At 60.6% G+C, this 20,729-nt stretch carries 19 protein-coding genes; 6 read left to right on the top strand and 13 right to left on the bottom strand.

Annotated elements, in window-relative coordinates; all coding sequences use genetic code 11:
* Positions 1-17 precede the first annotated feature (17 nt).
* The 6 genes from ileS to J7416_RS00580 all read right to left on the bottom strand — a co-directional run bounded on the left by ileS (position 18) and on the right by J7416_RS00580 (position 9,557).
* Complete coding sequence (ileS, locus tag J7416_RS00605) at positions 18-2,930, bottom strand: isoleucine--tRNA ligase (protein WP_209222123.1); 2,913 nt, start codon at positions 2,928-2,930, stop codon at positions 18-20.
* A gap of 164 nt (positions 2,931-3,094) precedes the next feature.
* Positions 3,095-5,764, bottom strand: coding sequence for a DUF2339 domain-containing protein (locus J7416_RS00600; protein ID WP_209222121.1), 2,670 nt, complete (start codon positions 5,762-5,764; stop codon positions 3,095-3,097).
* A 178-nt stretch (positions 5,765-5,942) separates the two neighbouring features.
* Complete coding sequence (locus J7416_RS00595) at positions 5,943-6,653, bottom strand: VIT1/CCC1 transporter family protein (RefSeq protein WP_209222119.1); 711 nt, start codon at positions 6,651-6,653, stop codon at positions 5,943-5,945.
* Between the two features lie 54 nt (positions 6,654-6,707).
* Complete coding sequence (locus J7416_RS00590) at positions 6,708-7,697, bottom strand: TIGR01620 family protein (RefSeq protein ID WP_209222117.1); 990 nt, start codon at positions 7,695-7,697, stop codon at positions 6,708-6,710.
* Complete coding sequence (locus tag J7416_RS00585; protein ID WP_209222115.1) at positions 7,690-8,145, bottom strand: GNAT family N-acetyltransferase; 456 nt, start codon at positions 8,143-8,145, stop codon at positions 7,690-7,692. Before J7416_RS00585 ends, J7416_RS00590 begins: the two co-directional genes overlap by 8 nt.
* A complete protein-coding gene (locus J7416_RS00580) occupies positions 8,142-9,557 on the bottom strand; it encodes a YcjX family protein (RefSeq protein ID WP_209223791.1) in 1,416 nt (471 codons plus the stop codon). Before J7416_RS00580 ends, J7416_RS00585 begins: the two co-directional genes overlap by 4 nt.
* Before the next feature lie 107 nt (positions 9,558-9,664).
* On the opposite strand from J7416_RS00580, the gene truA reads away from it, so the two are divergent.
* Entirely contained in the window at positions 9,665-10,432 is a 768-nt protein-coding gene (truA, locus tag J7416_RS00575) for a tRNA pseudouridine(38-40) synthase TruA (RefSeq protein WP_209222113.1), read from the top strand.
* Here the strand turns inward: truA and J7416_RS00570 are convergent.
* Genes J7416_RS00570 through J7416_RS00555 form a run of 4 tightly spaced genes read right to left on the bottom strand, consistent with a single transcriptional unit; the run spans position 10,429 to position 14,133 of the window.
* Positions 10,429-11,376 carry a hypothetical protein gene (locus J7416_RS00570; RefSeq protein ID WP_209222111.1) on the bottom strand — a complete coding sequence of 316 codons (948 nt, stop codon included), beginning with the start codon at positions 11,374-11,376 and terminating at the stop codon, positions 10,429-10,431. The genes truA and J7416_RS00570 overlap by 4 nt on opposite strands.
* On the bottom strand, positions 11,361-12,059 hold the full coding sequence (locus tag J7416_RS00565) for a DUF1007 family protein (protein WP_348540239.1): 699 nt from the start codon (positions 12,057-12,059) through the stop codon (positions 11,361-11,363). Before J7416_RS00565 ends, J7416_RS00570 begins: the two co-directional genes overlap by 16 nt.
* 23 nt (positions 12,060-12,082) lie before the next feature.
* Positions 12,083-12,886 (bottom strand): thioesterase family protein, encoded by an 804-nt coding sequence (locus J7416_RS00560; RefSeq protein WP_348540238.1) that lies wholly within the window; start codon positions 12,884-12,886, stop codon positions 12,083-12,085.
* Between the two features lie 11 nt (positions 12,887-12,897).
* Positions 12,898-14,133 (bottom strand): acyl-CoA dehydrogenase family protein, encoded by a 1,236-nt coding sequence (locus J7416_RS00555; RefSeq protein ID WP_209222109.1) that lies wholly within the window; start codon positions 14,131-14,133, stop codon positions 12,898-12,900.
* Between the two features lie 126 nt (positions 14,134-14,259).
* Here J7416_RS00555 and J7416_RS00550 point away from each other — a divergent pair, with 126 nt between their 5' ends.
* Positions 14,260-15,195: a glyoxylate/hydroxypyruvate reductase A gene (locus J7416_RS00550; protein WP_209222107.1), complete on the top strand. Its 936-nt coding sequence runs from the start codon at positions 14,260-14,262 to the stop codon at positions 15,193-15,195.
* Between the two features lie 7 nt (positions 15,196-15,202).
* Here the strand turns inward: J7416_RS00550 and J7416_RS00545 are convergent, their stop codons facing one another.
* The gene (locus J7416_RS00545) at positions 15,203-15,559 is read right to left on the bottom strand and encodes a hypothetical protein (RefSeq protein ID WP_209222105.1); all 357 of its coding nucleotides are present in this window, start codon (positions 15,557-15,559) and stop codon (positions 15,203-15,205) included.
* A 175-nt stretch (positions 15,560-15,734) separates the two neighbouring features.
* Between J7416_RS00545 and J7416_RS00540 the strand changes: the two genes are divergently transcribed.
* From J7416_RS00540 to J7416_RS00530, 3 genes are all read left to right on the top strand, one after another.
* Positions 15,735-16,568 (top strand): bifunctional allantoicase/(S)-ureidoglycine aminohydrolase, encoded by an 834-nt coding sequence (locus J7416_RS00540; protein WP_209222103.1) that lies wholly within the window; start codon positions 15,735-15,737, stop codon positions 16,566-16,568.
* 89 nt (positions 16,569-16,657) lie between these two features.
* Positions 16,658-16,981: a hypothetical protein gene (locus J7416_RS00535; protein WP_209222101.1), complete on the top strand. Its 324-nt coding sequence runs from the start codon at positions 16,658-16,660 to the stop codon at positions 16,979-16,981.
* Positions 16,982-17,035: 54 nt separating this feature from the next.
* Entirely contained in the window at positions 17,036-18,022 is a 987-nt protein-coding gene (locus J7416_RS00530; protein ID WP_209222100.1) for a glyceraldehyde 3-phosphate dehydrogenase NAD-binding domain-containing protein, read from the top strand.
* 94 nt (positions 18,023-18,116) lie between these two features.
* Here the strand turns inward: J7416_RS00530 and J7416_RS00525 are convergent, their stop codons facing one another.
* A complete protein-coding gene (locus J7416_RS00525; RefSeq protein ID WP_209222098.1) occupies positions 18,117-18,605 on the bottom strand; it encodes an ureidoglycolate lyase in 489 nt (162 codons plus the stop codon).
* Positions 18,602-20,020 (bottom strand): allantoinase PuuE, encoded by a 1,419-nt coding sequence (gene puuE, locus J7416_RS00520; protein WP_209222096.1) that lies wholly within the window; start codon positions 20,018-20,020, stop codon positions 18,602-18,604. Before puuE ends, J7416_RS00525 begins: the two co-directional genes overlap by 4 nt.
* Positions 20,021-20,181: 161 nt before the next feature.
* Here puuE and uraH point away from each other — a divergent pair, with 161 nt between their 5' ends.
* Positions 20,182-20,538: a hydroxyisourate hydrolase gene (gene uraH / locus J7416_RS00515; protein WP_209222094.1), complete on the top strand. Its 357-nt coding sequence runs from the start codon at positions 20,182-20,184 to the stop codon at positions 20,536-20,538.
* Positions 20,539-20,729: the final 191 nt, after the last annotated feature.

The following is a 20,729-nucleotide window of genomic DNA, read 5'->3' as shown; positions in this document are numbered from 1 at the left end:
GGCCGGGGGCTGTTTGTTTATCCCAACGCGTCGTTACAGCGACCGCAAACACCCGGATGGGCGTGCAGCCCGACGTCGGGCAGGATTTTCCAGCAGCGCTGGCATTTCTTACCGTCGGCCTTTTCAAAGACCACCGCGACGCCTTCAATCTCGGGCACGCGGAACGCCTCGGCCGGGGCCGGATCGCCGGTGACGGTCAGGCCCGACGTGATGCACATATCATCCACGTCGAAGGTCGCCAGCAGGTCGCGCGTCTCGGCATCGTCGACATGCACGATCGGTGCGGCCTCAAGGCTCGAGCCGATGACCTTATCCTGACGCTGCACCTCAAGCGCGGCCGTGACGGCGCGGCGGACGCGGCGGACCTTGGCCATATTGGTTTCCAGTTCGGCATCCCGCCAATCCGCAGGCGTGGCGGGGAAATCGACCAGATGGACCGAGCTGTCATCACTCGGGAACCGCTCAAGCCAGACCTCTTCCATGGTGAACACCAGAACCGGGGCCAGCCATGTGGTCAGGCGGTGGAACAGGATGTCCAACACGGTGCGGGCCGAGCGGCGGCGCAGGTTGTCTCCGTCGCAGTACAGCGCGTCCTTGCGGACGTCAAAATAGAAGGACGACAGGTCGACCGTGGCAAAGTTGAACACAGCGCTGAACACGCCCTGGAAGTCGAATGCGGCATAGCCATTGCGCACCTGCTCATCCAATTCGGCCAGTCGGCTAAGGACCCAGCGTTCCAGACGCGGCATATCCTCGGGCGCGACGCGATCCGCTTCGGTGAAGTCCGCCAGTGAACCCAACATGAACCGCATGGTGTTGCGCAGGCGGCGATAGCTGTCGGCGGTGCCCTTCAGGATCTCGGGCCCGATCCGTTGGTCGGCGGTATAGTCGGTCTGAGCCACCCAAAGGCGCAGGATATCGGCGCCGTATTGCTTGACGACCTCTTCCGGTACGATGGTATTGCCCAGCGATTTGGACATCTTGTTGCCCTTGGCGTCCAGCGTGAAGCCATGGGTCACCACGTTGCGATACGGCGCACGACCCTTGGTCCCGCAGGCCTGCAGCATCGACGAGTGGAACCACCCGCGGTGCTGGTCGGTGCCTTCCATGTAGACGTCGGCGATGCCGTCCTCGGTACCGTCTTCACGGTCGCGCAGAACGAAAGCGTGGGTCGAACCGGAATCGAACCACACATCCAGCACGTCGAACACCTGATCATACTCCTCCGGGTTGGCGATGCCGTCGAGGATCTTTTCTTTGAAGCCGTCAGTGTACCAAACGTCTGCGCCGTCTTTCTCGAACGCCGTCTTGATGCGGGCGTTGAGGTCTTCGTTGCGCAGCAAGTAATCCGCATCAGTTGGCAGAGCACCCTTTTTGGTAAAGCACGTGAGCGGCACGCCCCAGGCGCGCTGGCGCGACAGAACCCAGTCCGGGCGGGCTTCGATCATCGAATACAGGCGGTTTCGGCCGGTCTGCGGCGTCCACTTCACCAACTCGTCGATGGACCGCAGGGCGCGTTCCCGGATGGTATCCCCCATCTCGCCCATGCCATCGTCCAGCTTGCGGTCGACCGAGGCGAACCACTGAGGCGTGTTGCGATAGATGATGGGCGCTTTCGAGCGCCATGAATGCGGATAGCTGTGCTTGATCTTGCCACGCGCCAGCAGCCCGCCAACCTCAACCAGCTTGTCAATGACCGCCTTGTTCGCGTCACCCTCGCCACCTTTGCGGGACAGGATGAATTTACCACCAAAGAACGGCAGATCAGCGCGGAATGAGCCATCGTCCATCACGTTATAAGTGATGACCTGCTCCAGCATCCCCAGATCGCGATAGAGTTCGAATTCTTCCATCCCGTGCGACGGCGCGCAGTGAACAAAACCGGTGCCTTCAGTATCGGTCACAAACTCAGCGGCGCGGAAGTCGCGAATGTCGTCCCATTCACCGTTGCCGCCCTCGGCACCGGCCAGCGGGTGGGTCAGTTGCACGCCTGCCAGCTCATCGGCGGTCACGTCACGAACACGGGTCCACTGATCGTCGCTCAGACGCGCACGGCCCAGAACGTCGGCGGCCAGATTGTCGGCCAGCAGGAATTTGTCACCCACATTGGCCCAGCATTCCTCCGGAGCGCCAGTAACTTCGTACAGGCCGTACGAGATATCCTTGCCATACACAACGGCCTTGTTCGACGGCATGGTCCAAGGGGTCGTGGTCCAGATCACGACAAATGCGTCATCCAGATCGCCTGCGTTCACGACTTTGAACTTCACCCAGATAGTGAAGCTTTCCTTGTCGTGATACTCGACCTCGGCCTCGGCCAGAGCGGTCTTTTCGATGGGCGACCACATCACGGGTTTTGACCCCTGATAGAGCGTGCCGTTCATCAGGAACTTCATGAACTCGTCGGCGATCACGGCCTCGGCGTGATAGTCCATCGTGATGTAGGGATCGGGCCAGTTGCCGGTGATGCCCAGGCGCTTGAACTCTTCGCGCTGGACGTCGATCCAGCCTTCGGCGAACTTGCGGCATTCCTGACGGAAGTCGACGATGTTCACCTCGTCCTTGTTCTTACCCTTCTTGCGGTACTGTTCCTCGATCTTCCATTCGATGGGCAGGCCGTGGCAATCCCAACCGGGCACGTATCGCGCGTCGAAGCCCATCATCTGGTGTGACCGTACGATCATGTCCTTGATGGTCTTGTTCAGCGCGTGGCCGATATGCAGGTGGCCGTTGGCGTAGGGGGGGCCATCGTGCAAGGTAAAGGGCGTGCGGCCCTCTTTCTCGCGCAGGCGGTCGTAGACGCCGATTGTCTCCCACCGTTCCAGCCATGCAGGCTCGCGCTTGGGCAGGCCGGCGCGCATGGGAAAGTCGGTTTTGGGCAGGTTCAGCGTGTCTTTGTAGTCAGGTGTCTGGATCGTGTCGGCGCACATTGGGGGCGTCCTTTGGATGATCTGGTCGTACTAGGATCGAAGCGGTCGGTGCGAAGTCTCAAACACCTTTGCCCGGCGTCTCAGGTGGTCAGAGCGCCGGGGATATAATTCGAATAATGATGGCCGTCCGGTCATACATGGCCGCGCTTATAGGATGCCCACGCCTAATGGTCCAGAGGTTCTGCCTGCTGCGGCGAATGGCGCAGCTTGGCCCAGCGGTTCAGCCAGGCCAGACCGGCCAGCGCGAGGCCAAGCGCAAGCAGCGAGAACACCCGGATCAGACCGCCCAGACCCGAGATATCGACGAGAAACACCTTGGCCACAGCCAGCCCGATGACGACCAACCCCGCTTTGCGCATCAGGTCGGAGCGGCGGGCGAGCGATTGGTAGAACAACGCTGCGCCGATAACCAGCAACGCCATGGTATAGGTGTAAAGCTCGGGCTGAGAGACGCCGTTACCCTCGTACATTCCGCCCGCGCCCTGCCAGATATGGCGGATGGTCAGGCCCAACCAGACGGCACCCACCGCCGCTGCCAAACCAAAACCGGCCTGACGCAACCGGGGATGCAGTGCAGGCAACCACGCCGCTGACACGGCCAGTAAGGCCGCAGGCAACAGGTAGGCAACAGCAAGTGTGTTGAGGACCGGCGCCCCAAGCACCGGGTCCGCTTGGGCGTTCAGCAAGGGGTTCGCCTCGGTCAGTGCCTGACCCAGGCGCACCAGCCCATGCGCGGCAAAGAACAAGGCCAAGCCATACCGCGCATAGTTCAGCTTGCCGCCCAATTCGAACCGCCTTACTTGCGCACAGGCCAGCAGCAACCAGATCACAGACAACAGGCCAAGGCCCCAATGGCTGTCATGCGCCCCACCCTCGCCAACGCCTTCGAGCCAGCGCAACAACAGCAAGGTCAACAGGATACCAAAGGTCGCCCAAGCCGCGCTTTCCAGCAGCAGGGCGGCGACCGGACGATCCAGCGGGCGCAGGATGACCCACGCAGCCAAAAATCCTATGGCAGCCGCCGCATAGACCAGCGTCATCTCTGCTATGGGGGCTTCCGTAGCCCAGTCCAGTCCGGGATTCAGCACAAGGCGGACGGTCACCGTGAACACTCCGACCCAAATGAACCAGCTCATCGGAGGAAGTGTGAAACGCCTGTCCAAAGCGGCGGCGGCGACGACCAGAACAACAAACGCAATGGTCAGGGCGGCCGAACTTAGAACGATGACGCAAGCAAAAGCGAGGCTGGACAGCGCGGACACAGTCACCAAGGCCGCCCGCAAGCGGTTTTCGCCATCGACCTGAGCAAACCGCCCGGCCAGAACGACCATCAGCACCGCCAAGGCAATCGCGTGTAGAGCCCACGGGTAAGCTCCGATAACTTCGGCAGGGTGCCACCCGAGGTCCAGCGCAATGGCAAGACCCGGTGCAAAAATCGCAGCGCCCGCGGCCCAGAGCGCCCAGTGGTCGGTCGCTCGCAAGGATCGCCAGGCCGCAAGCGCCGAGATCACGGCACCCAAAGCCACCAACAGAGTAACGGACCACGGGAAATCTGCCTCGACGGTCTCGGCATAGGTCTCGGCAAACTCACGTGCGACAGCCCCATTGTCCAAACCGTGCACCAAAACGAACCAGATCAGACCGGCAGCGGGCAACAGGGTCGCGTCCTGCAAGGCCCGCGCCTGATTGGCCCAGACGATCATCGCCACAGTCAGCCCGGACAACAGGACAACCCCCAACCAGAACTCGGCCGCCGAATCTGCCCAGTGAACTGATAAAATGACCGAGGTGACCGCCACCGCAGCAAAGGCCAGGCGGGTCGGAAACTCGGGCCATTGCACCCCCTTTTTGATTGCGATGACCTCAGTCATCATCCGCCCGCCATGATCCGGCCAAAGCCTGCGCGCCGGAATCGCGATCGCAATCAACGCCAGCGCAGTTACACAGACCAGATAAGCTGGCTCGGTTCGGGGCGCGGACAGCACCAGCAACAGGCTTGCGGTGTAAGCCCCGACAAGTGTCAAAACCGATATCCACGCCCAGCGGCGCACGGTGTCGATGCCCAAGCCAAGCACAGCAATCACAAAGAAATAACCATACACCCAGCCGGGATCTTTCGAGGCCCCGCCCACCACAAACGGGGCGGCAAATGCGCCGATTAAACCGACTGCGGCCAGCAAAGGCCCATGAAACCAGCCCAGAACAAGCCCAATAAGCGCCACAGCGATCATCGCGCCAAGCGCCGTTTCCGGGCCAATCAGATCGTAAAGCTGCCGTGCGGCCAACAACCCGCCGAACAGGGCCACCAGCCCGGCCCCGGAAAAAACCGATGGCAAATAGGCGGTGGCCGAAGATTCATCGTCTCCGTACCTGCGCCGGATCACCTCTCCTGCACCAATCAGCGCCGCCCCAAAAACCAAGGCTGCAATGACGCGCATTGCGGGCGAAAGCACACCGCTTTCGACCCCGTATTGCACCAGGAAGATACCGGCCAGCGCCAATGACAGTGCCGAGACCGCATAGAACCAGTTTTCACGCAGCCACCCACCGAACACAGAAAGGCGGTCAGATTTCGGAACTGCCAGAGAAGGCGCGTCTTTGTTCGCTGGAACCTCGGGCGCTTTGACGGACGGCCACGGAGAGGGTTTTTCTGCGGGCGGTGTCGGAGCCTCGGGTGTAACCTCTTCCACCGGGGTATCGCCGCCCAAGCCCAAAACCCGCAGCTCCAATTGTTCGACCCGGCGGCGCAGGCGGAGGTGCATTACCAATAGCACGACAATGCCCACCGGAATGGCGAGAACAATCAATCCAACAAGTACAAACAGGGATTCCAAATGAAGACTCCGCAAAGGTGTTCGGTCAGGCTAACCGGGTGCCGATCTGCATAACAGTCCGAAAAGTCATGAAGTTGCGTGAGTCCAAGATCTAGTTGGGTTTGGCAAAATGCAGCGATCAGCAAATGGATTGCGCCTCCAAAGGACACCCTTCATTGCGTCGGAACGCATCTGACCCCTAGGGATGAAACAATGAGCCGACGAAATAGGCCATCAGCGCCGCAGCACCGCCGATCACAAAGGTCTCAAACCCGGAACGCCACCAGGGCGACAGCGACCAGCGGCTTTTGAGCGCTCCAATAGCGAAAAAGACCGCCATGGTCATGACAGCCGAAGTCTCAAAAGCCCGGTCCATCGACAACAGGAACGGCAACAATGGCACCATGCCTGCCACAAGAAAGGCCAGAAACGTCGCCATCGCCGCTTTGATAGGGTGTGGATCGACACTGCCCAGACCGTATTCGCCTTCTATCATCAGGTTGATCCAGTTGTCGCGATTGGCGGTGATGGCATCTGTGGCGTCTTCCAGCACCTGCCCGGCCAGACCCTTTTGCGACAGAATCTCGCGCACCTCGGCCCGTTCGCCCTTGGGGTACAGACGGATATGGCGTTCCTCGACCGCGCGAATGCGCCGGATATTGTCCAGTTCGGCTTTGGTGCCAGAGTAGTTTCCAGCCGCCATGGAAAACCCATCCGCCAGCACGTTGGCAAGCCCCAGCGCGACGATGATGAATGGGGAAAGTCCCGCCCCGGCAACTCCGGCCACGATCGCAAAAGTGGTGACCGACCCGTCGATCCCGCCATACACAACATCCCGCAGCACCCCACGCCCGGGAGGGGCGTTGATGCGGTCGGCAATCTCTTGCTGGCTGTGTCCGTGATCGGTCATGGCTGGCTCGGGCATCACTATGCGTGCCGCCGGACCGCAAGACTTTGCGTCAGGTCAAGTTTTCGAAAACAACCCGGCCAAGGCCCGCTTGATGATGCGCCGGGTCGACGGTTTGTGCCGGTCCGAAAAAGGCAGCGGACGGCAGACCTCCATCGCGGCGACGCCGACGCGGGCGCTGAGCGCACCGTTCACAAGCCCTTCGCCAAAGCGGCGGGACAGTTTGCTCAGGACCGATCCGCCCAGCACGGGTTCCAACAGATCGTCCCCGACGGCCACGGCCCCTGTTGCCACCAGATGCACGAAAACAGCCCGTGTCAGCCGCCAGCTGCCCAGAAACCCGGCGCGCCCGCCATAGATTTCGGCGATGCGCCGGATCATACGCAAAGACGCCGCAAGCGCCGTCGTCACATCCGCCAATGCCAGAGGCACAAGGGCCGTAACGGTCGCAACTTGCCGCGCGGCGGCCTCGACCTCGCCGCTAGCGGCGACGTCCAGCGGGGCCAGCAGCTCATCCTCGGCCAGCGTTAACAACCCCGAGGCATCAAACTGCTCGCCCATCCGCTCGGACAGGCGGTCGCGACCCCATTTGGTCTCTTCGCGCCCTTTGTAGAACGCCAGCAAACGGGTCGTGACCGCGCGGGCCTGAGCCAGATCTTCTTCGGCCAGGGCCGTATCTGCCGCGTGACGCATCCCGTCCACGCGGGACAGGCGCCCGATGGCGGCCAGCTCTCGCACTGCGATGATCAATGCAACCAATACCAGTGCTGCGAACAGCCCTGTTACGATCCATCCCAGGATCGGTGCGCGCAACAGCAACGAATTGACAAAGTCCCACGCCGCCACAGACACCACAGCGCCGATTGCCGCCAGCGCCAGTCCCCAGAACCAGCGCGACAGGGCCGAGGGTTTGCGAGCGGCAAGGCGCGCCGCGCCCTGCATCGCCTGCCCTTGTGGCTTTGCGATATCCGGGACCGGAGGGGCCTGTGCCACATCGGCGGCGGGCTCATCCCCGTCCAGATCTATCAGAACCGGGCCCTTAGCCATCGGCTGCTCCTTTTCTGGTCCAGACAAATTTGATGTCCGGAAGATTCTCGTCGTTATCAGCTCCATCGCTGCGCGCCACTTCGACGAAGCCATTACGTTCATAAAACCGGCATGCGCCATAGTTGGCCTGAAAGGCAAACAGGGACAATTCGGACCGGCGCGATTTGGCATAATCCAGCAAGCGCTGACCAACCCCCTGCCCCCTCGCGTTGGGCGCAAGATAGAGTGAGTGCACTTCATCCCCGTTGAGCGACAGAAACCCCACCACGCCCAGATCCGTTTCGGCCACAGTCATCCAGTCAAGCTCGATCATCCGACCACAGAACGCGATGATTTCCGCCCGAGTATGAAGTTCGGGCATCCAATCGTGTTCGCGGGTGAACCCGTGCAGAATTTCGCCGGTCGCACCGGCATCCGTGCTGCGGGCGGGACGGAGATTGACCGTCACAACCGGTCACCGATCAGAAACTGGGCTGCCCGGTCCAGCCGGATATGCGGCGGGCCGTCGCCTGGGCGCAAAGTCAGATGCGCGGGGGCAAAGGCCATGAACCCATAATCCTCACCCAGCCAACTGTCGGACCCGTTGCGCGCCGGGCCCAGCAAATGGGATGGGTCTTCGGGCAGGTCGCCGGGGTAGAAGGCCGCCTGTTTACCGCTGTCCAAAAGCGTACCGCGAACGCAGGGCAATTCAGTGCCGTTGTGGTCGCGGATCTCTTCGGTCGTGGCCCGCAGCGAGGCCAGCGACAAAGCCGCCGTTTCGGCCCCGGCAAAGCTGGCGCGGTCGCGCGCCTCGCGGGTCAGCGCCTCCATGAAATTGGTCAGGCGGGGATGTTGCGTGTGATGCAGATGGTCGGCCTTGGTCGCTGCAAACAGAATGCGTTCGACCCTTTTTCCCAGCAGCAACTGGCTAAGCCACGCATTCCGCCCCGGCCGGAACGCTGCCAGAATATCCGCCATCGCACGCCGCATGTCTTCAACCGCCTGCGGGCCGTTGTGGATCGCGCCCAGCGCGTCGACCAACACCACCTGCCGGTCAATGCGGGCAAAGTGGTCACGAAAAAAGGGTTTCACGACCTGGGACTTATAGGCCTTAAAGCGCCGCTCCATCTCGCGATGCAGGCTGCGCCGCGGACCGTGGCCGTCGACCGGCAACGGCGCAAAGGTCAGAACCGGCGAACCGGCCAGATCACCTGGCAAGAGGAAACGCCCCGGCGTGCAGTCATAAAAACCTGCATTTCGCGCAGCACCCAGATACGCCGCAAACGCCTTGGCCAGAGATTGCGCTTTGGGCTCGTCATGCTTTTCAGCTGGATCAATACCTTGCGCCAAAGACAGAAAACCCGTGGCCTCGGTCCGGTTTGTAATGCGCTCCAGCGTTTCTTTCGACCAGAGCTCATAAGACTTATCCAGCAAGGCCAAGTCCAAAAGCCATTCGCCCGGATAATCCACAATATCCAGATGGATGGTTCGCGGCCCCTGCAACCCGGACAGCAAACCTGAGGGGCGCGCCTTAAACGACAGGCGCAGTTCCGACACGGCGCGGGTGCTGTCCGGCCAATGGGGATCGGCACCGGTCAGCGCGGCGAGGTGGTTTTCATAGTCGAAACGGGGAACCGTGTCGTCCGGTTGCGGCTGCAGGTAAGCGGCGTTGATCCGCCCCTCCTGTTGCGCCACGAGGCCCGGCATCCGCCCACGGTCCAACAGGTTCGCCACCAGCGAGGTGATGAAAACCGTCTTTCCCGAGCGCGCCAAGCCGGTGACGCCAAGACGGATCACCGGCTCAAAAAACGTCTCGGACACGCTGTCGCCGATGGATTCGACCCCGCGCACAAGACTGTCTGCCAAAGATGAGATGACCAAACCGTCGCCCCGCTTTTTTCGTTTGGTCCAAGATAAGTAGCGGTTGTCGGACATACCAGTGGTTTCCCACCCTTGCCCCCTCATGCGCGGCGCGCTACCAGCAGCCCATGCCCAGATACGCGCTCAAAGTCGAATACCAAGGGGAACCGTTTGCCGGATGGCAGCGGCAGAAAGATCAGCCGTCTGTTCAAGGCACAATCGAACAGGCCCTGTCGCGCATTCAACCCGGCGAGCATACCATCGCCGCAGCCGGGCGGACGGATGCGGGCGTTCATGCGCTGGGTCAGGTGGCTCATTGCGATCTGGACAAAGACTGGGATCCCTTTCGCCTGTCTGAGGCGCTGAACTACCACCTCAAGCCGCAGCCGGTGGCCATTGTCAAAGCCGCACAGGTAGACGACGACTGGCACGCGCGGTTTTCAGCGTTGGAACGGCAGTATCTGTTCCGCATCCTGATGCGGCGCGCCCCCGCTACCCACGACGCAGGGCAGGTCTGGCAGATCAATCATCAGCTGGACGTCGATGCTATGCAGTCAGGCGCGGATATGCTGATCGGACGGCATGACTTTACGACCTTCCGGTCCTCAATCTGTCAGGCCGCCAGCCCGGTCAAAACTCTGGATGAGCTGCGGGTTGAACAGGTTCAGGGGTTTTCAGGGCCCGAAATCCACTTTCACGTCCGCGCGCGGTCTTTTCTGCACAATCAGGTTCGCAGCTTTGTCGGGACACTCGAACGCGTCGGCGCGGGTGCGTGGTCACCAGAAGATGTGCGGGATGCATTGGAGGCCACCGACCGCGCCGCCTGCGGGCCGGTCTGCCCGCCGCAAGGGTTGTATCTGGCCCGTGTCGGCTATCCTGCGCCAGTTTTCGACTAAAGCGCGCGCAGCAGCAGCCCCCCGGCCACAACTGCAATCACCAGCCCTGCGACCAGTTCGATCGTCGGAGCCAGAACCCCGGCAAAGCGGGTTGCTGAGGCGGAGGCAAGCAGCCCTCCACGCAACCCGAATGAGGTCCATCCGACCAGCGTTGTAACGCTTGCAGTGCCCAGCGCCATCGCAAAGACGCCAGCAATGCCCACCATGGCGATCCCCATCTGCCAAGTCAGGATCAGAACAAACAAGGCACCCGTACAAGGACGCGCGGCAATTCCCGCGATCAAAACCGCAGCCTCGCGCAGACTTCCGACCTGCGCCACTTCTTCGGCAGTGGGGCCGTGGCGGTGCCCGCAATCCGCGCAGGCTCCTTGATCATGGTGATGGTCGTGATTGTGGTGGCCGTGGTCGTGGTGATGGTCATGATCGTGCTGATGCGCGTTTTCGGTGCGATATCGACGCGCAAAACTGCGCACAGCGCGAAAGATCAGCCACACACCGATTGCGGCAATCGCTCCATAGCTGATCGGGGCCATGACTTGTTCGGTTGTCCCAACAAGGCTGTCGCGGGACATCTGAAATACCAGCACCCCAGCATAAACCAGCACGATCGCGGTCACCGCCTGCCCCAAACTGGACAACACGCTGATCGCCGACAGGCGCAGGAAGGCCACGTTGCGACCCAAGCCGTAGCCACCGATCAGGACCTTACCGTGGCCTGGACCAACGGCATGAAAAAACCCATAGGCGAAACAGACGGTAAGCAGCGTCGCTACGGCTTCGGGCTGTTCCGCGCGGGCGGCCCGCAGAGATCGGGCAATCTGGTTCTGGAACTCGCGCTGCTCGCCCGCGGCCCAGGCGGCCAGTTGGTCAAACCCGCCGCTGCCCCAAAACCACAGCAACAGTCCGATAGCGATGGCGACTGGGACAATCAGGTATTTGGACATGAAACGAAAATCTCGGTCGCAAAGCTTTCCCCGACAAGCGGGATATCATTTTCTTCAAGGTCGTAGTCGGCATCCAAGGTGCGCAAAAAGGCCTGCATCTGCGCCAACTGCCCATCAATATCCGGGTCGATCCTGCTGATCTGGCATATCGCAGGCCCGGAAACGGTCACCGGGCGCGTCACCTCGTAGGCGGTGTAGTATGTCTCATCAAAGGCTTTCGCCGTAACGGCGTTGGCAGGCACTCCGCCCCCGGCGACTTCGCGCAGATGGGTGGTGACGATGCGGCCATCTTCGGTCGTGGCTTGCGCCTCCATTGGGCCGGAAAGCGGCACCGGCGCGCCGTCCGCGAATACCACAAGATCGCCATTATACCCTTCGATCCATTCGGCATCGAAACCTGACAGGAACTTCTTTTCGCTTTCCGTCAGAACGCCGTCATAATCCTGATCCAGCTTCATTTCCTCAAGCTGGAACAGCGAATACAACTCGTCATAGGCCCACGTTACGCGGACGTGGGTCAGTTGCCCGGTATCATCCACAACAAATTCCAGCCCGGTGTCTATAAAGACATGCGGGTGGGCAATCGCCGGGATCGGCAGACAGCAGGACATTATGGTAACGAGCCAACGCATAGGCGAAAGATAGGCGTTTGCCGGGTGCCCGGCAATGCGTTTCAGGACCACCGCGCAAGAACCGGCCAAGCGCATCACGCGGGCGGGAACAACACCAGAGTCTGCAGGGCCGTTCCGACCGGTCCTTCGGTATCAAACAGAACCGATTGCGACATCCCTATTCCCGACGGCTGCCAATGCGACACAGATTGCGAGGCCAGCCAGTCCGATACCGGCTCACGGTGAATTTGGACCGTCAGATCGGTGTTCATGAACCCCATCTCGGACGTTGGTGCATTCCACGAGATGCCGTTGCCGCAATCTGCAAGCGGGCACAGCGACTGGATCGGAGATTGCATCTCGCCTTCCAGCAAGGGTGGTGTCCGCATCCAGACCGTCTTTGGCCCGGCCTTCTGATTGCCCCCCTTGGGGTAGAGGATATCCGAATGGTTCGCAAAACCCGGCAAACCATGGCGCACCTCGCCAATCGGGAAGGGTCCGGTCACCGCGTCCTCCAGCGAAGGGGCTGGAAGCGTCACATTTGGCACCGGCCCCAGATCGCGGCGCGCCATATGCATGGTCGTGGCCGTGGCGCACAACGTATCGTCCAGATCGTGCACCGTGACACGTGTCGTCGCCAGCGTCTTGGTATGGCGCGTGGTCTCAGCCGCAACCCGCAGTCCGCTAAGCGGAAGCGGCCGCAGCAGGTCCACCGTCAGCCGGGTCAGCATCTTTTCTGGCCCGACCTCGGTTTCTGCTGCACGAACGATCAAGCCGCTGACCGGCCCGGCATGACAGTGATCCGCAGACCACGGCCCCCGCGCGGGATCATTGCCGACAAAGGCCCCGTCCGCCCGGATGTGGAAATAGGTCTGTTCGCTTGGGTCCGGTTTCAACACGGTCCTATCCCTCAGACTTTTTCCTGAGTGTGTTTCTTCAACTCGGCCCGGGCCACCTGACGGCGGTGCACCGCGTCCGGCCCATCAGCCAACCGCAACGTCCGCACATGGGTCCAAGCCGTGGCCAGCGGAGTATCCTGACTGACCCCCTGCCCGCCGAACATCTGTACGGCCTCATCGATGACCTTCAACGCAACGCGCGGGGCGACGACCTTGATCTGACTTATCCAAGGGGCCGCTGCACGGGCATCCCCCTGGTCCATGTACCAGGCGGCTTTCAGGCATAGCAGGCGGGCCATCTCGATCTCCATCCGACACTCGGCGATGATATCGTAATTCGCACCCAATTGTGCCAGCTTCTTTCCGAACGCCTCGCGCTGCATTGCGCGTTTACACATCTGTTCCAGGGCCGATTCCGCCTGACCAATTGCGCGCATGCAGTGATGGATACGACCCGGCCCGAGGCGACCCTGAGCAATCTCGAACCCACGCCCTTCGCCCAAAAGAATGCTGTCGGCCGGCACGCGGACGTTGGTAAAGCGGATATGCATGTGGCCGTGCGGTGCGTCATCATGGCCGTAAACCTGCATGGGGCGCAGAATTTCGATACCCGGTGCATCAGCTGGGACCACGATCATCGATTGGCGCTTGTGCTTGGGCTGTTCGTCACCTGCCGTCTTGACCATGACAATATAGACCTTGCAGCGCGGATCGCCCGCACCGGACGACCACCACTTTTCACCGTTCAGAACATAGTCATCCCCATCCCGCACGCAGGACATCGATACGTTCGTGGCATCCGATGATGCCACATCCGGCTCTGTCATCAGGTATGCCGACCGGATTTCACCATTAAGAAGTGGTTTCAGCCACTGTTCTTTCATTTTGTCCGAGCCGTACCGCTCGAACACTTCCATATTGCCGGTGTCGGGGGCCGAGCAGTTGAAAACCTCGGCGCCGAGGGGTGTCTTGCCCATCTCTTCGGCGAAATAGGCATATTCCACGGTGCTCAGGCCAAAGCCCTTGTCGCTGTCCGTCAGCCAGAAATTCCACAAACCAGCAGCTTTGGCCTTGGCTTTCAACCCTTCCAGAATCTCTGCCTGACGCTGGGTGTATTGCCAGCGATCTCCCTTGTCGATTTCGGCCTGATATTCCTCTTCCAGCGGCATGATCTCGTCCCGGATCATATCTGCAACGCGTTGTAGCAGAGCGCGGTTTTCTTCGCGCAGGCCGAATGACATGTTCATGAATTTCCCTCCTCAGGCCCAAAGACCGGGCTTTACCTTTGAGCAGAGAATGACTTAGCTGCGGACGTGATGTCTAGCTGTGTGACGGGACGTCAACTCAATGAATCGAAAGTACGGGGGTGAATTATGGCGCTGTTGATCGAAACCGGGATGACCGACTGGATCAGTGATGATGACATCGCCAATAAAATCCGGAAAATGCACCCCGAAGCGGATGTACGCACGCCCGACACGATCGGAGACGTAAGCGAGATCACGATGGTTGCGGTTGTCGGGCTGCGGAATGACCACCCGAAACGGTTGCCGAACCTGAAACTGGTGCAAAAACTGGGTGCCGGGGTCGAAACAATCGTCAGCAACCCGAACCTGCCCGATCACGTCCGCATCGCCCGCCTCAAGCCCGATGCACCGGCGCAGGGTATTGCCGAGTGGTTCGTGGCCTACATCCTGCATCGTCAGCGCAATATGGCGTTTCACGAAGCCGCCCAGCGCAAGTCGGAATGGCTGCCCAAAGCCCCGGGATTCTCACCTGACACCGTGGTTGGCGTGCTGGGTTTGGGCCATATCGGTGCCCGCAGCGCGCGGATGCTGCGCGCCGTCGGATTTCAGGTCGTCGGCTGGAGCCGGTCCCCAAAAGAAATCGAAGGCGTCACCTGCCTGCACGGGGACGGCGCGCTGCCAGAAGTCCTGGGGCAATGCGACCATGTCTGCGCCATTCTGCCATCCACCCCACAAACCATTGGTCTGTTCAATGCTGACATGCTGGCGGCCATGAAACCCGGCAGCCAATTGCTGAACGCAGGACGCGGGGATCTGATCGACGAATCTGCGTTGATCGAGGCTTTGGACCGCGGAACACCCGGTCACGCTGTTCTGGACGTGACCAACAAAGAGCCGCTGCCCTCGGACAGCCCGCTATGGACCCATCCCGGCGTCACGATCACGCCTCATGTCTCGGGCTGGCATCTGGGCGAGGCTTTGGCTGACGTGGGCGAGAATTTCCACCGTTTGTCCACTGATGCGCCACTGCTGCACGAGGTCGACCGCGCACGCGGCTACTGAAGATCGATCAAGGTGCCAGAACCCAGTTGCCGCTTGCATCGCGGCAGTTGCGGGTTCTGACCTCGCGCGATTGCTCGGCCCCTGCGGGTTGGATTAAATGCTGAAAATGCACGCAATTGTCGCGAACCTCGCGCACGCGCACTGTACCCTGTGAACCGGTATCTGCGTTTGACCATTTCCGCTCGGTCCCGACCTGGGGAATTCCGCCGGCGAGTATTTCGGTGGTCGTCGCGCTCACGACACTGAAGTCCTCGGGGGTCAGGCCCATCTCGGCAATGATTCTCGAAATTGGCTTGGCCTGCGCCAGTGAACCTGCGCCAACCAGAATGGCGGCGGCAAACAGGGGTGAAATCCAGGCTTTCATGATCTTCTCGCCTTGCTGAAATAAGTTTGGCCCCAAGACTATACCGCGGGCGAACTGCGGCCAAGCCCTGCCGCCTGACCTTCAAATAATACCGAACAAACCTATCGCGACTCGGCCGCTAGGAGCGCCGGATCAATCCCCGCATAGTGCCACAAACACGAAACAGAGGCATGAAATGGCACAGCCGACCTACTATGCGCCGACAGGCGGACATCCAGGACAAGACCAACTGCTGACCGACCGCGCCATGTTCACCGACGCCTATGCGGTGATCCCCAAAGGCACGATGCGCGACATCGTCACCAGTTTCCTGCCATTTTGGGAGGACACCCGGCTCTGGGTCTTGTCCCGCCCCCTCAGCGGGTTCGCCGAGACGTTTTCGCAATACATCATGGAGGTTCAGCCCGGCGGCGGCAGCGACCGCCCAGAGACAGCCCCCCAAGCGCAGTGCGTTCTGTTCGTGGTCGAGGGCGAGGTGACCCTGACGTTGAACGGTCAGGTGCACGTTCTGGATACCGGCGGATACGCCTATATCCCGCCGGAGTCGGACTGGACCCTGCACAACCGAGCCGAAAAAACTGCGCGCTTTCATTGGGTTCGCAAAGCTTACGAAGCTGTCCCCGGCCTGCCCGCACCCGATCCGATCATAACCAACGAGCGCGACGTCACACCGAACGAGATGCCCGGCACCGAGGGTCGCTGGTCCACGACGCGGTTCGCCGATCCACAGGATTTGCGCCATGACATGCACGTCAACATCGTCAATTTTGAACCCGGAGGCGTGATTCCCTTTGCCGAAACTCACGTGATGGAGCACGGGCTGTATGTATTGGAAGGCAAAGCGGTCTACCGGCTGAATCAGGATTGGGTCGAGGTCGAAGCCGGTGATTATATGTGGCTGCGCGCCTTTTGCCCGCAGGCTTGTTATGCGGGTGGACCGGGGCGGTTTCGGTACCTGCTGTACAAGGATGTGAACCGGCACATGCCGCTGACGTTGCCCAAACGCTAGGCTTTTAAACGCTTTTTTTCACGCAGGGCTTCACAGAAGCCCCTGAATCTGGTGAAATAACATCGGTTTTTAGCACTGGAGATTGTTCAATGGTACTGCGCGTAACGATGCTGGCACTTGCAGCAGGAATTGGTTTGACAGCATTTGATGCAACGCCTGTCGCCGCAAAGGAAGAAACCAAACAGGTGTTCGTGATGAGCCGCACCTGGGCGGTAACGCAGGTCTCGGACGCTCCGGTCGTGTACCGTGCGACGCGCGACAACAACAACCTGAACCCCTTTGGCCCGCCACCACGTCTGCGTACTCTTCAGGCCATCGCTGCCATTCAGCAGGCGACCGGATGCCGTCCCATTGTGGGCAGCATGTACCAGAATATTTCGGGCCAGTTTTTCTCGCAGGTCAGCTGCAACTGACCACAGGTCACAACGGGCATTGAGCTATTGGCAGCACGCTGCCATAGCTTGCGCATGAAACTTGCAATCAACGGATTCGGCCGCATCGGCCGCACGATCCTGCGGCAGCTGCTGGCTTTGCCGCAGGATACAGATATCGAGCTGGTACTGATCAACGACATCGCCCCGCTTGAGACCTGCGCCTATCTGTTCAAATACGACAGCACGTTTGGCCCCTACCCCGGCACTGTAGATCAGGGCGACGCCGCGCTTGTGGTCGATGGGCGTTCGTTTCCGATGACGCACAGCCCCAATCTGGCGCATGTCGATCTGTCGGGTGTCGACGTTCTAATGGATTGTACAGGCGTCGCACGCACCTCGGATGTGGCCAGCCAAGGGTTGACCGCCGGGGCCGGCAAAGTGCTGATCTCTGGCCCCTCGCCCGCGACGGAAATCACCGTTGTTCTGGGTGCCAACGAAGATCAACTGGGCAACGCGCGCATCGTGTCCAATGCCTCATGCACAACGAACGGGCTTGCGCCTCTGGTCAAAGTGCTGGACCAGATCGGCGGCATCGCCTCAGCGCATATGACGACGATCCACTGCTACACAAACAGTCAACCGATGGTCGACGCGCCCCGCGGTGATCTGGCCCGATCCCGGGCCGGGGCGCTGTCGATGGTGCCGACCACCTCCAGCGCGACGCATCTGATTGATGAAGTGATGCCCCATCTGGCCGGCCGCATTACCGGCGCGGCGGTGCGGGTTCCAACCGCCAGCGTGTCTGCCATCGACCTGGTGGCAACGTTAGAGCGCGGTATGTCAGCCCAATCATTTCAGGCGGAACTGCGGGCAGCTGCTCAAGCATCGCCCATTCTGGGCTGGACCGATCAGCCGCTGGTCTCGACCGACCTGCGAACCCGGCCTGAATCGCTTGTGATCGCTGGCCCAGAAACGCGCATGGTCGAGGACCATCAAGTCCGGGTGTTTGGCTGGTATGACAATGAATGGGGCTTTTCGGCCCGCATGCTGGACGTTGCCCGCCTGATGACCCGGCACTGAAGTTTCGAAGGCGCTGCGTGCGGGCTTGCCTGCGCGCTGCCCGGCCCAACGGGTCACAAGCATCTTTGATGCGCCGGGACCGGGCGGGAGCGCCCTAGCCTTCCGCAACCTCAAACGGGGTTTCGAACCAGTATTCCTCGAGATTGCTGCCCTCTCCGATCCGGTCGATCACGGCAAACAAGCCCGGCCCATGCAACGGCGTCAGCACGCCGTGCCAGGTGCCCCGAAAATAGTTCACGCCCTGTCCGGGCTTAGTGACAAACGCCTTCGGCTGCCCCGGTCTACCGCCCTCATCCGCAGCCACAATGACCAGAAAAGGCTGATACGTCATCGGGATGAACGCCTGACTGCCCTCTGGATGTCGTTCGACCATATCCAATACATAGGGCAGCGCCCTTGGATTGGCGTTGAACAAGCTTATCCCTGCGCGCCCGTCCACGAAATCCAGACGTGCCAGATCGTGATACCGGCCACATTGCCCCTGATTGATGATCTTGTCGGGGTCGCCTGTGACCTCCAGTACATCCCCGAACGGAGAGAATGCCTCAGCCGTCAGGGGCGCGGTCGTGATACAGGCGCTCATGAGGGCAAAATGTCCTGCAATCGGAACGCGGCAATCCGTTCAACCTGACGGCAGGCCTCGGCAAATTCGGTGTCGCGGTCCTGTTCAATCCGGCGCTGAAACGCCTGCAGAATCGACGCCTTGTCGTGATCGCGCACAGCAATGATGAACGGAAAGCCGAACTTCTCGGTATATTTCCGGTTCAAATCGGTGAACGCCGCCCGCTCTTCATCCGTCAGCGCATCCAACCCAGCCGACGCCTGTTCGGACGTGCTTTCCTGCGTCAACCGTTTCGCCTGCGCCAGCTTTCCAGCCAGATCCGGGTGCGCGGTCAACACGCCTAGCCGCTCCTCTTCAGAAGCCGACCGGAACATGCGGGTCAGAGCGTTATGCATTCCACCCGCCGTGTTATGTGCGGGCCCCAACTCCAGATCATAGGCCCTCTCGGCGATCCAGGCCGAGTGCTCAAAGATGCCACCAAAGGTCGCCACAAACTCATCCCGCGCCATCTGCGACGGTTTCGGATGCCGCACAGGTGGATGCGTTTCGGCCCAGTGTTGGGCAATCTGCAACCGCGTCGCAAACCAGACATCGGAAAAGCCGCGCGCATAGTCCAGGAACCGTTTCAAGGCCATCACCCGGCCCGGTCGCCCAATCAGGCGGCAGTGCAAACCGATCGATAGCATCTTGGGCGCGCCCGTCTCTCCTTCGGCATACAGCGCATCGAAACTGTCTTTGAGGTAAGAGAAAAACTGATCGCCCGAGTTGAACCCCTGCGGTGTGGCAAACCGCATATCATTGCAGTCCAGCGTGTAAGGCACGATCAACTGATCGCAACCATCCGTTTGCATCCAATACGGCAGATCATCCGCATACGTGTCGGCGACATAGGCAAAGCCACCCTCTTCGGCCACCAGCCGTACAGTGTTTTCTGAACACCGACCCGTATACCAGCCGCGAGGGCGCTCACCGACGACCTCGGTATGCAGGTGGATTGCCTCAGCGATCTGCGCACGCTCTTCGTCCTCGGGCATATCCTTGTGCTCGACCCATTTCAGCCCGTGGCTGGCAATCTCCCAACCTGCCGATTTCATCGCGGCGACCTGATCGGGCGAACGGGCCAAGGCGGTTGCAACGCCATACACCGTAATCGGAAGGTCGTGCATCAACCGGTGCAATCGCCAGAATCCCGCACGCGCTCCGTATTCATAGATCGATTCCATGTTCCAGTGACGCTGACCGGGCCATTGCGCGGCACCCACGATTTCGGACAGGAACGCTTCAGACGCGGCATCGCCGTGCAACACGCAATTCTCGCCACCCTCTTCGTAGTTCAGCACAATTTGAACAGCCAGCTTGGCACCACCAGGCCATTTTGCGTCAGGCGGGTTGGCACCGTAGCCGATCATGTCACGAGGATAACGAGGGGGCTGCATGGCTTCTTCCATTCTTGAACTTCAGGACAGCTTTAGCCCAGAAGCGCGTCAATGATTATCAAATCAATCCGAACGCTGTTTCCGGTTCTTTCGGCATTTCAACTGTTTCGGACTTTGCGCCAGACTGCGACAAAGCAAAAGACAAATCAAAGGAGACACCCGTGGCTGGCTATCTGACAACCCATGTTCTGGACACAGCGCGCGGCTGCCCGGCTGAAGGGTTGAAAATTTACCTCTACCGCGTGTCCGGGAATTCTCATCGCAAGATCGCCGAGACGGAAACCAATGCGGACGGTCGCACCAACAGCCCGATCCTGCCGCAAGACTCTTTTAAAACCGGCACTTACGAGCTGGTTTTCTTCGCCGGAGACTACCTGCGCGCAACCGGGCAAGTTGACGAAGACCCGCTGTTTTTGGATCAGGTGCCCATCCGCTTTGGCATGTCCGAAACGGACGCGCACTACCATGTGCCGCTGCTGCTATCGCCCTATGGGTATTCGACCTATCGGGGCAGCTGAACCAAGCTGTCAGGGCTCCCGCCCGTCCTTCGCCCCTGACGGGGCTCCTCCGGTTGGGCCAAGCGCCACTCCTATCGGGTGTAGCGCGGTCGCGCGACTATTTCGTTTCGCCTGAAACCCCGCTGACGCACCGCGGCTTTGCCGCGGTGCCCAGCCCAACGTTGTGTAGCGCCCGCAGGGCGCAAACAACG

It is taken from the genome of Ruegeria sp. R14_0, assembly GCF_017743975.1.
Taxonomy (GTDB): Bacteria; Pseudomonadota; Alphaproteobacteria; order Rhodobacterales; family Rhodobacteraceae; genus Ruegeria.
Note: the sequence above shows the minus strand (reverse complement) of the source record. Positions and strands in the feature narration are given on the sequence as shown.

Bases quoted from the DNA above. Each gene is read 5' to 3' on its own strand.
- ileS (WP_209222123.1), bottom strand. From the start codon at position 2,930: ATGTGCGCCGACACGATCCAGACACCTGACTACAAAGACACGCTGAAC.
- J7416_RS00595 (WP_209222119.1), bottom strand. From the start codon at position 6,653: ATGACCGATCACGGACACAGCCAGCAAGAGATTGCCGACCGCATCAAC.
- J7416_RS00590 (WP_209222117.1), bottom strand. From the start codon at position 7,697: ATGGCTAAGGGCCCGGTTCTGATAGATCTGGACGGGGATGAGCCCGCC.
- truA (WP_209222113.1), top strand. From the start codon at position 9,665: ATGCCCAGATACGCGCTCAAAGTCGAATACCAAGGGGAACCGTTTGCC.
- J7416_RS00570 (WP_209222111.1), bottom strand. From the start codon at position 11,376: ATGTCCAAATACCTGATTGTCCCAGTCGCCATCGCTATCGGACTGTTG.
- J7416_RS00555 (WP_209222109.1), bottom strand. From the start codon at position 14,133: ATGAACATGTCATTCGGCCTGCGCGAAGAAAACCGCGCTCTGCTACAA.
- J7416_RS00550 (WP_209222107.1), top strand. From the start codon at position 14,260: ATGGCGCTGTTGATCGAAACCGGGATGACCGACTGGATCAGTGATGAT.
- J7416_RS00545 (WP_209222105.1), bottom strand. From the start codon at position 15,559: ATGAAAGCCTGGATTTCACCCCTGTTTGCCGCCGCCATTCTGGTTGGC.
- J7416_RS00540 (WP_209222103.1), top strand. From the start codon at position 15,735: ATGGCACAGCCGACCTACTATGCGCCGACAGGCGGACATCCAGGACAA.
- J7416_RS00535 (WP_209222101.1), top strand. From the start codon at position 16,658: ATGGTACTGCGCGTAACGATGCTGGCACTTGCAGCAGGAATTGGTTTG.
- J7416_RS00530 (WP_209222100.1), top strand. From the start codon at position 17,036: ATGAAACTTGCAATCAACGGATTCGGCCGCATCGGCCGCACGATCCTG.
- J7416_RS00525 (WP_209222098.1), bottom strand. From the start codon at position 18,605: ATGAGCGCCTGTATCACGACCGCGCCCCTGACGGCTGAGGCATTCTCT.
- puuE (WP_209222096.1), bottom strand. From the start codon at position 20,020: ATGCAGCCCCCTCGTTATCCTCGTGACATGATCGGCTACGGTGCCAAC.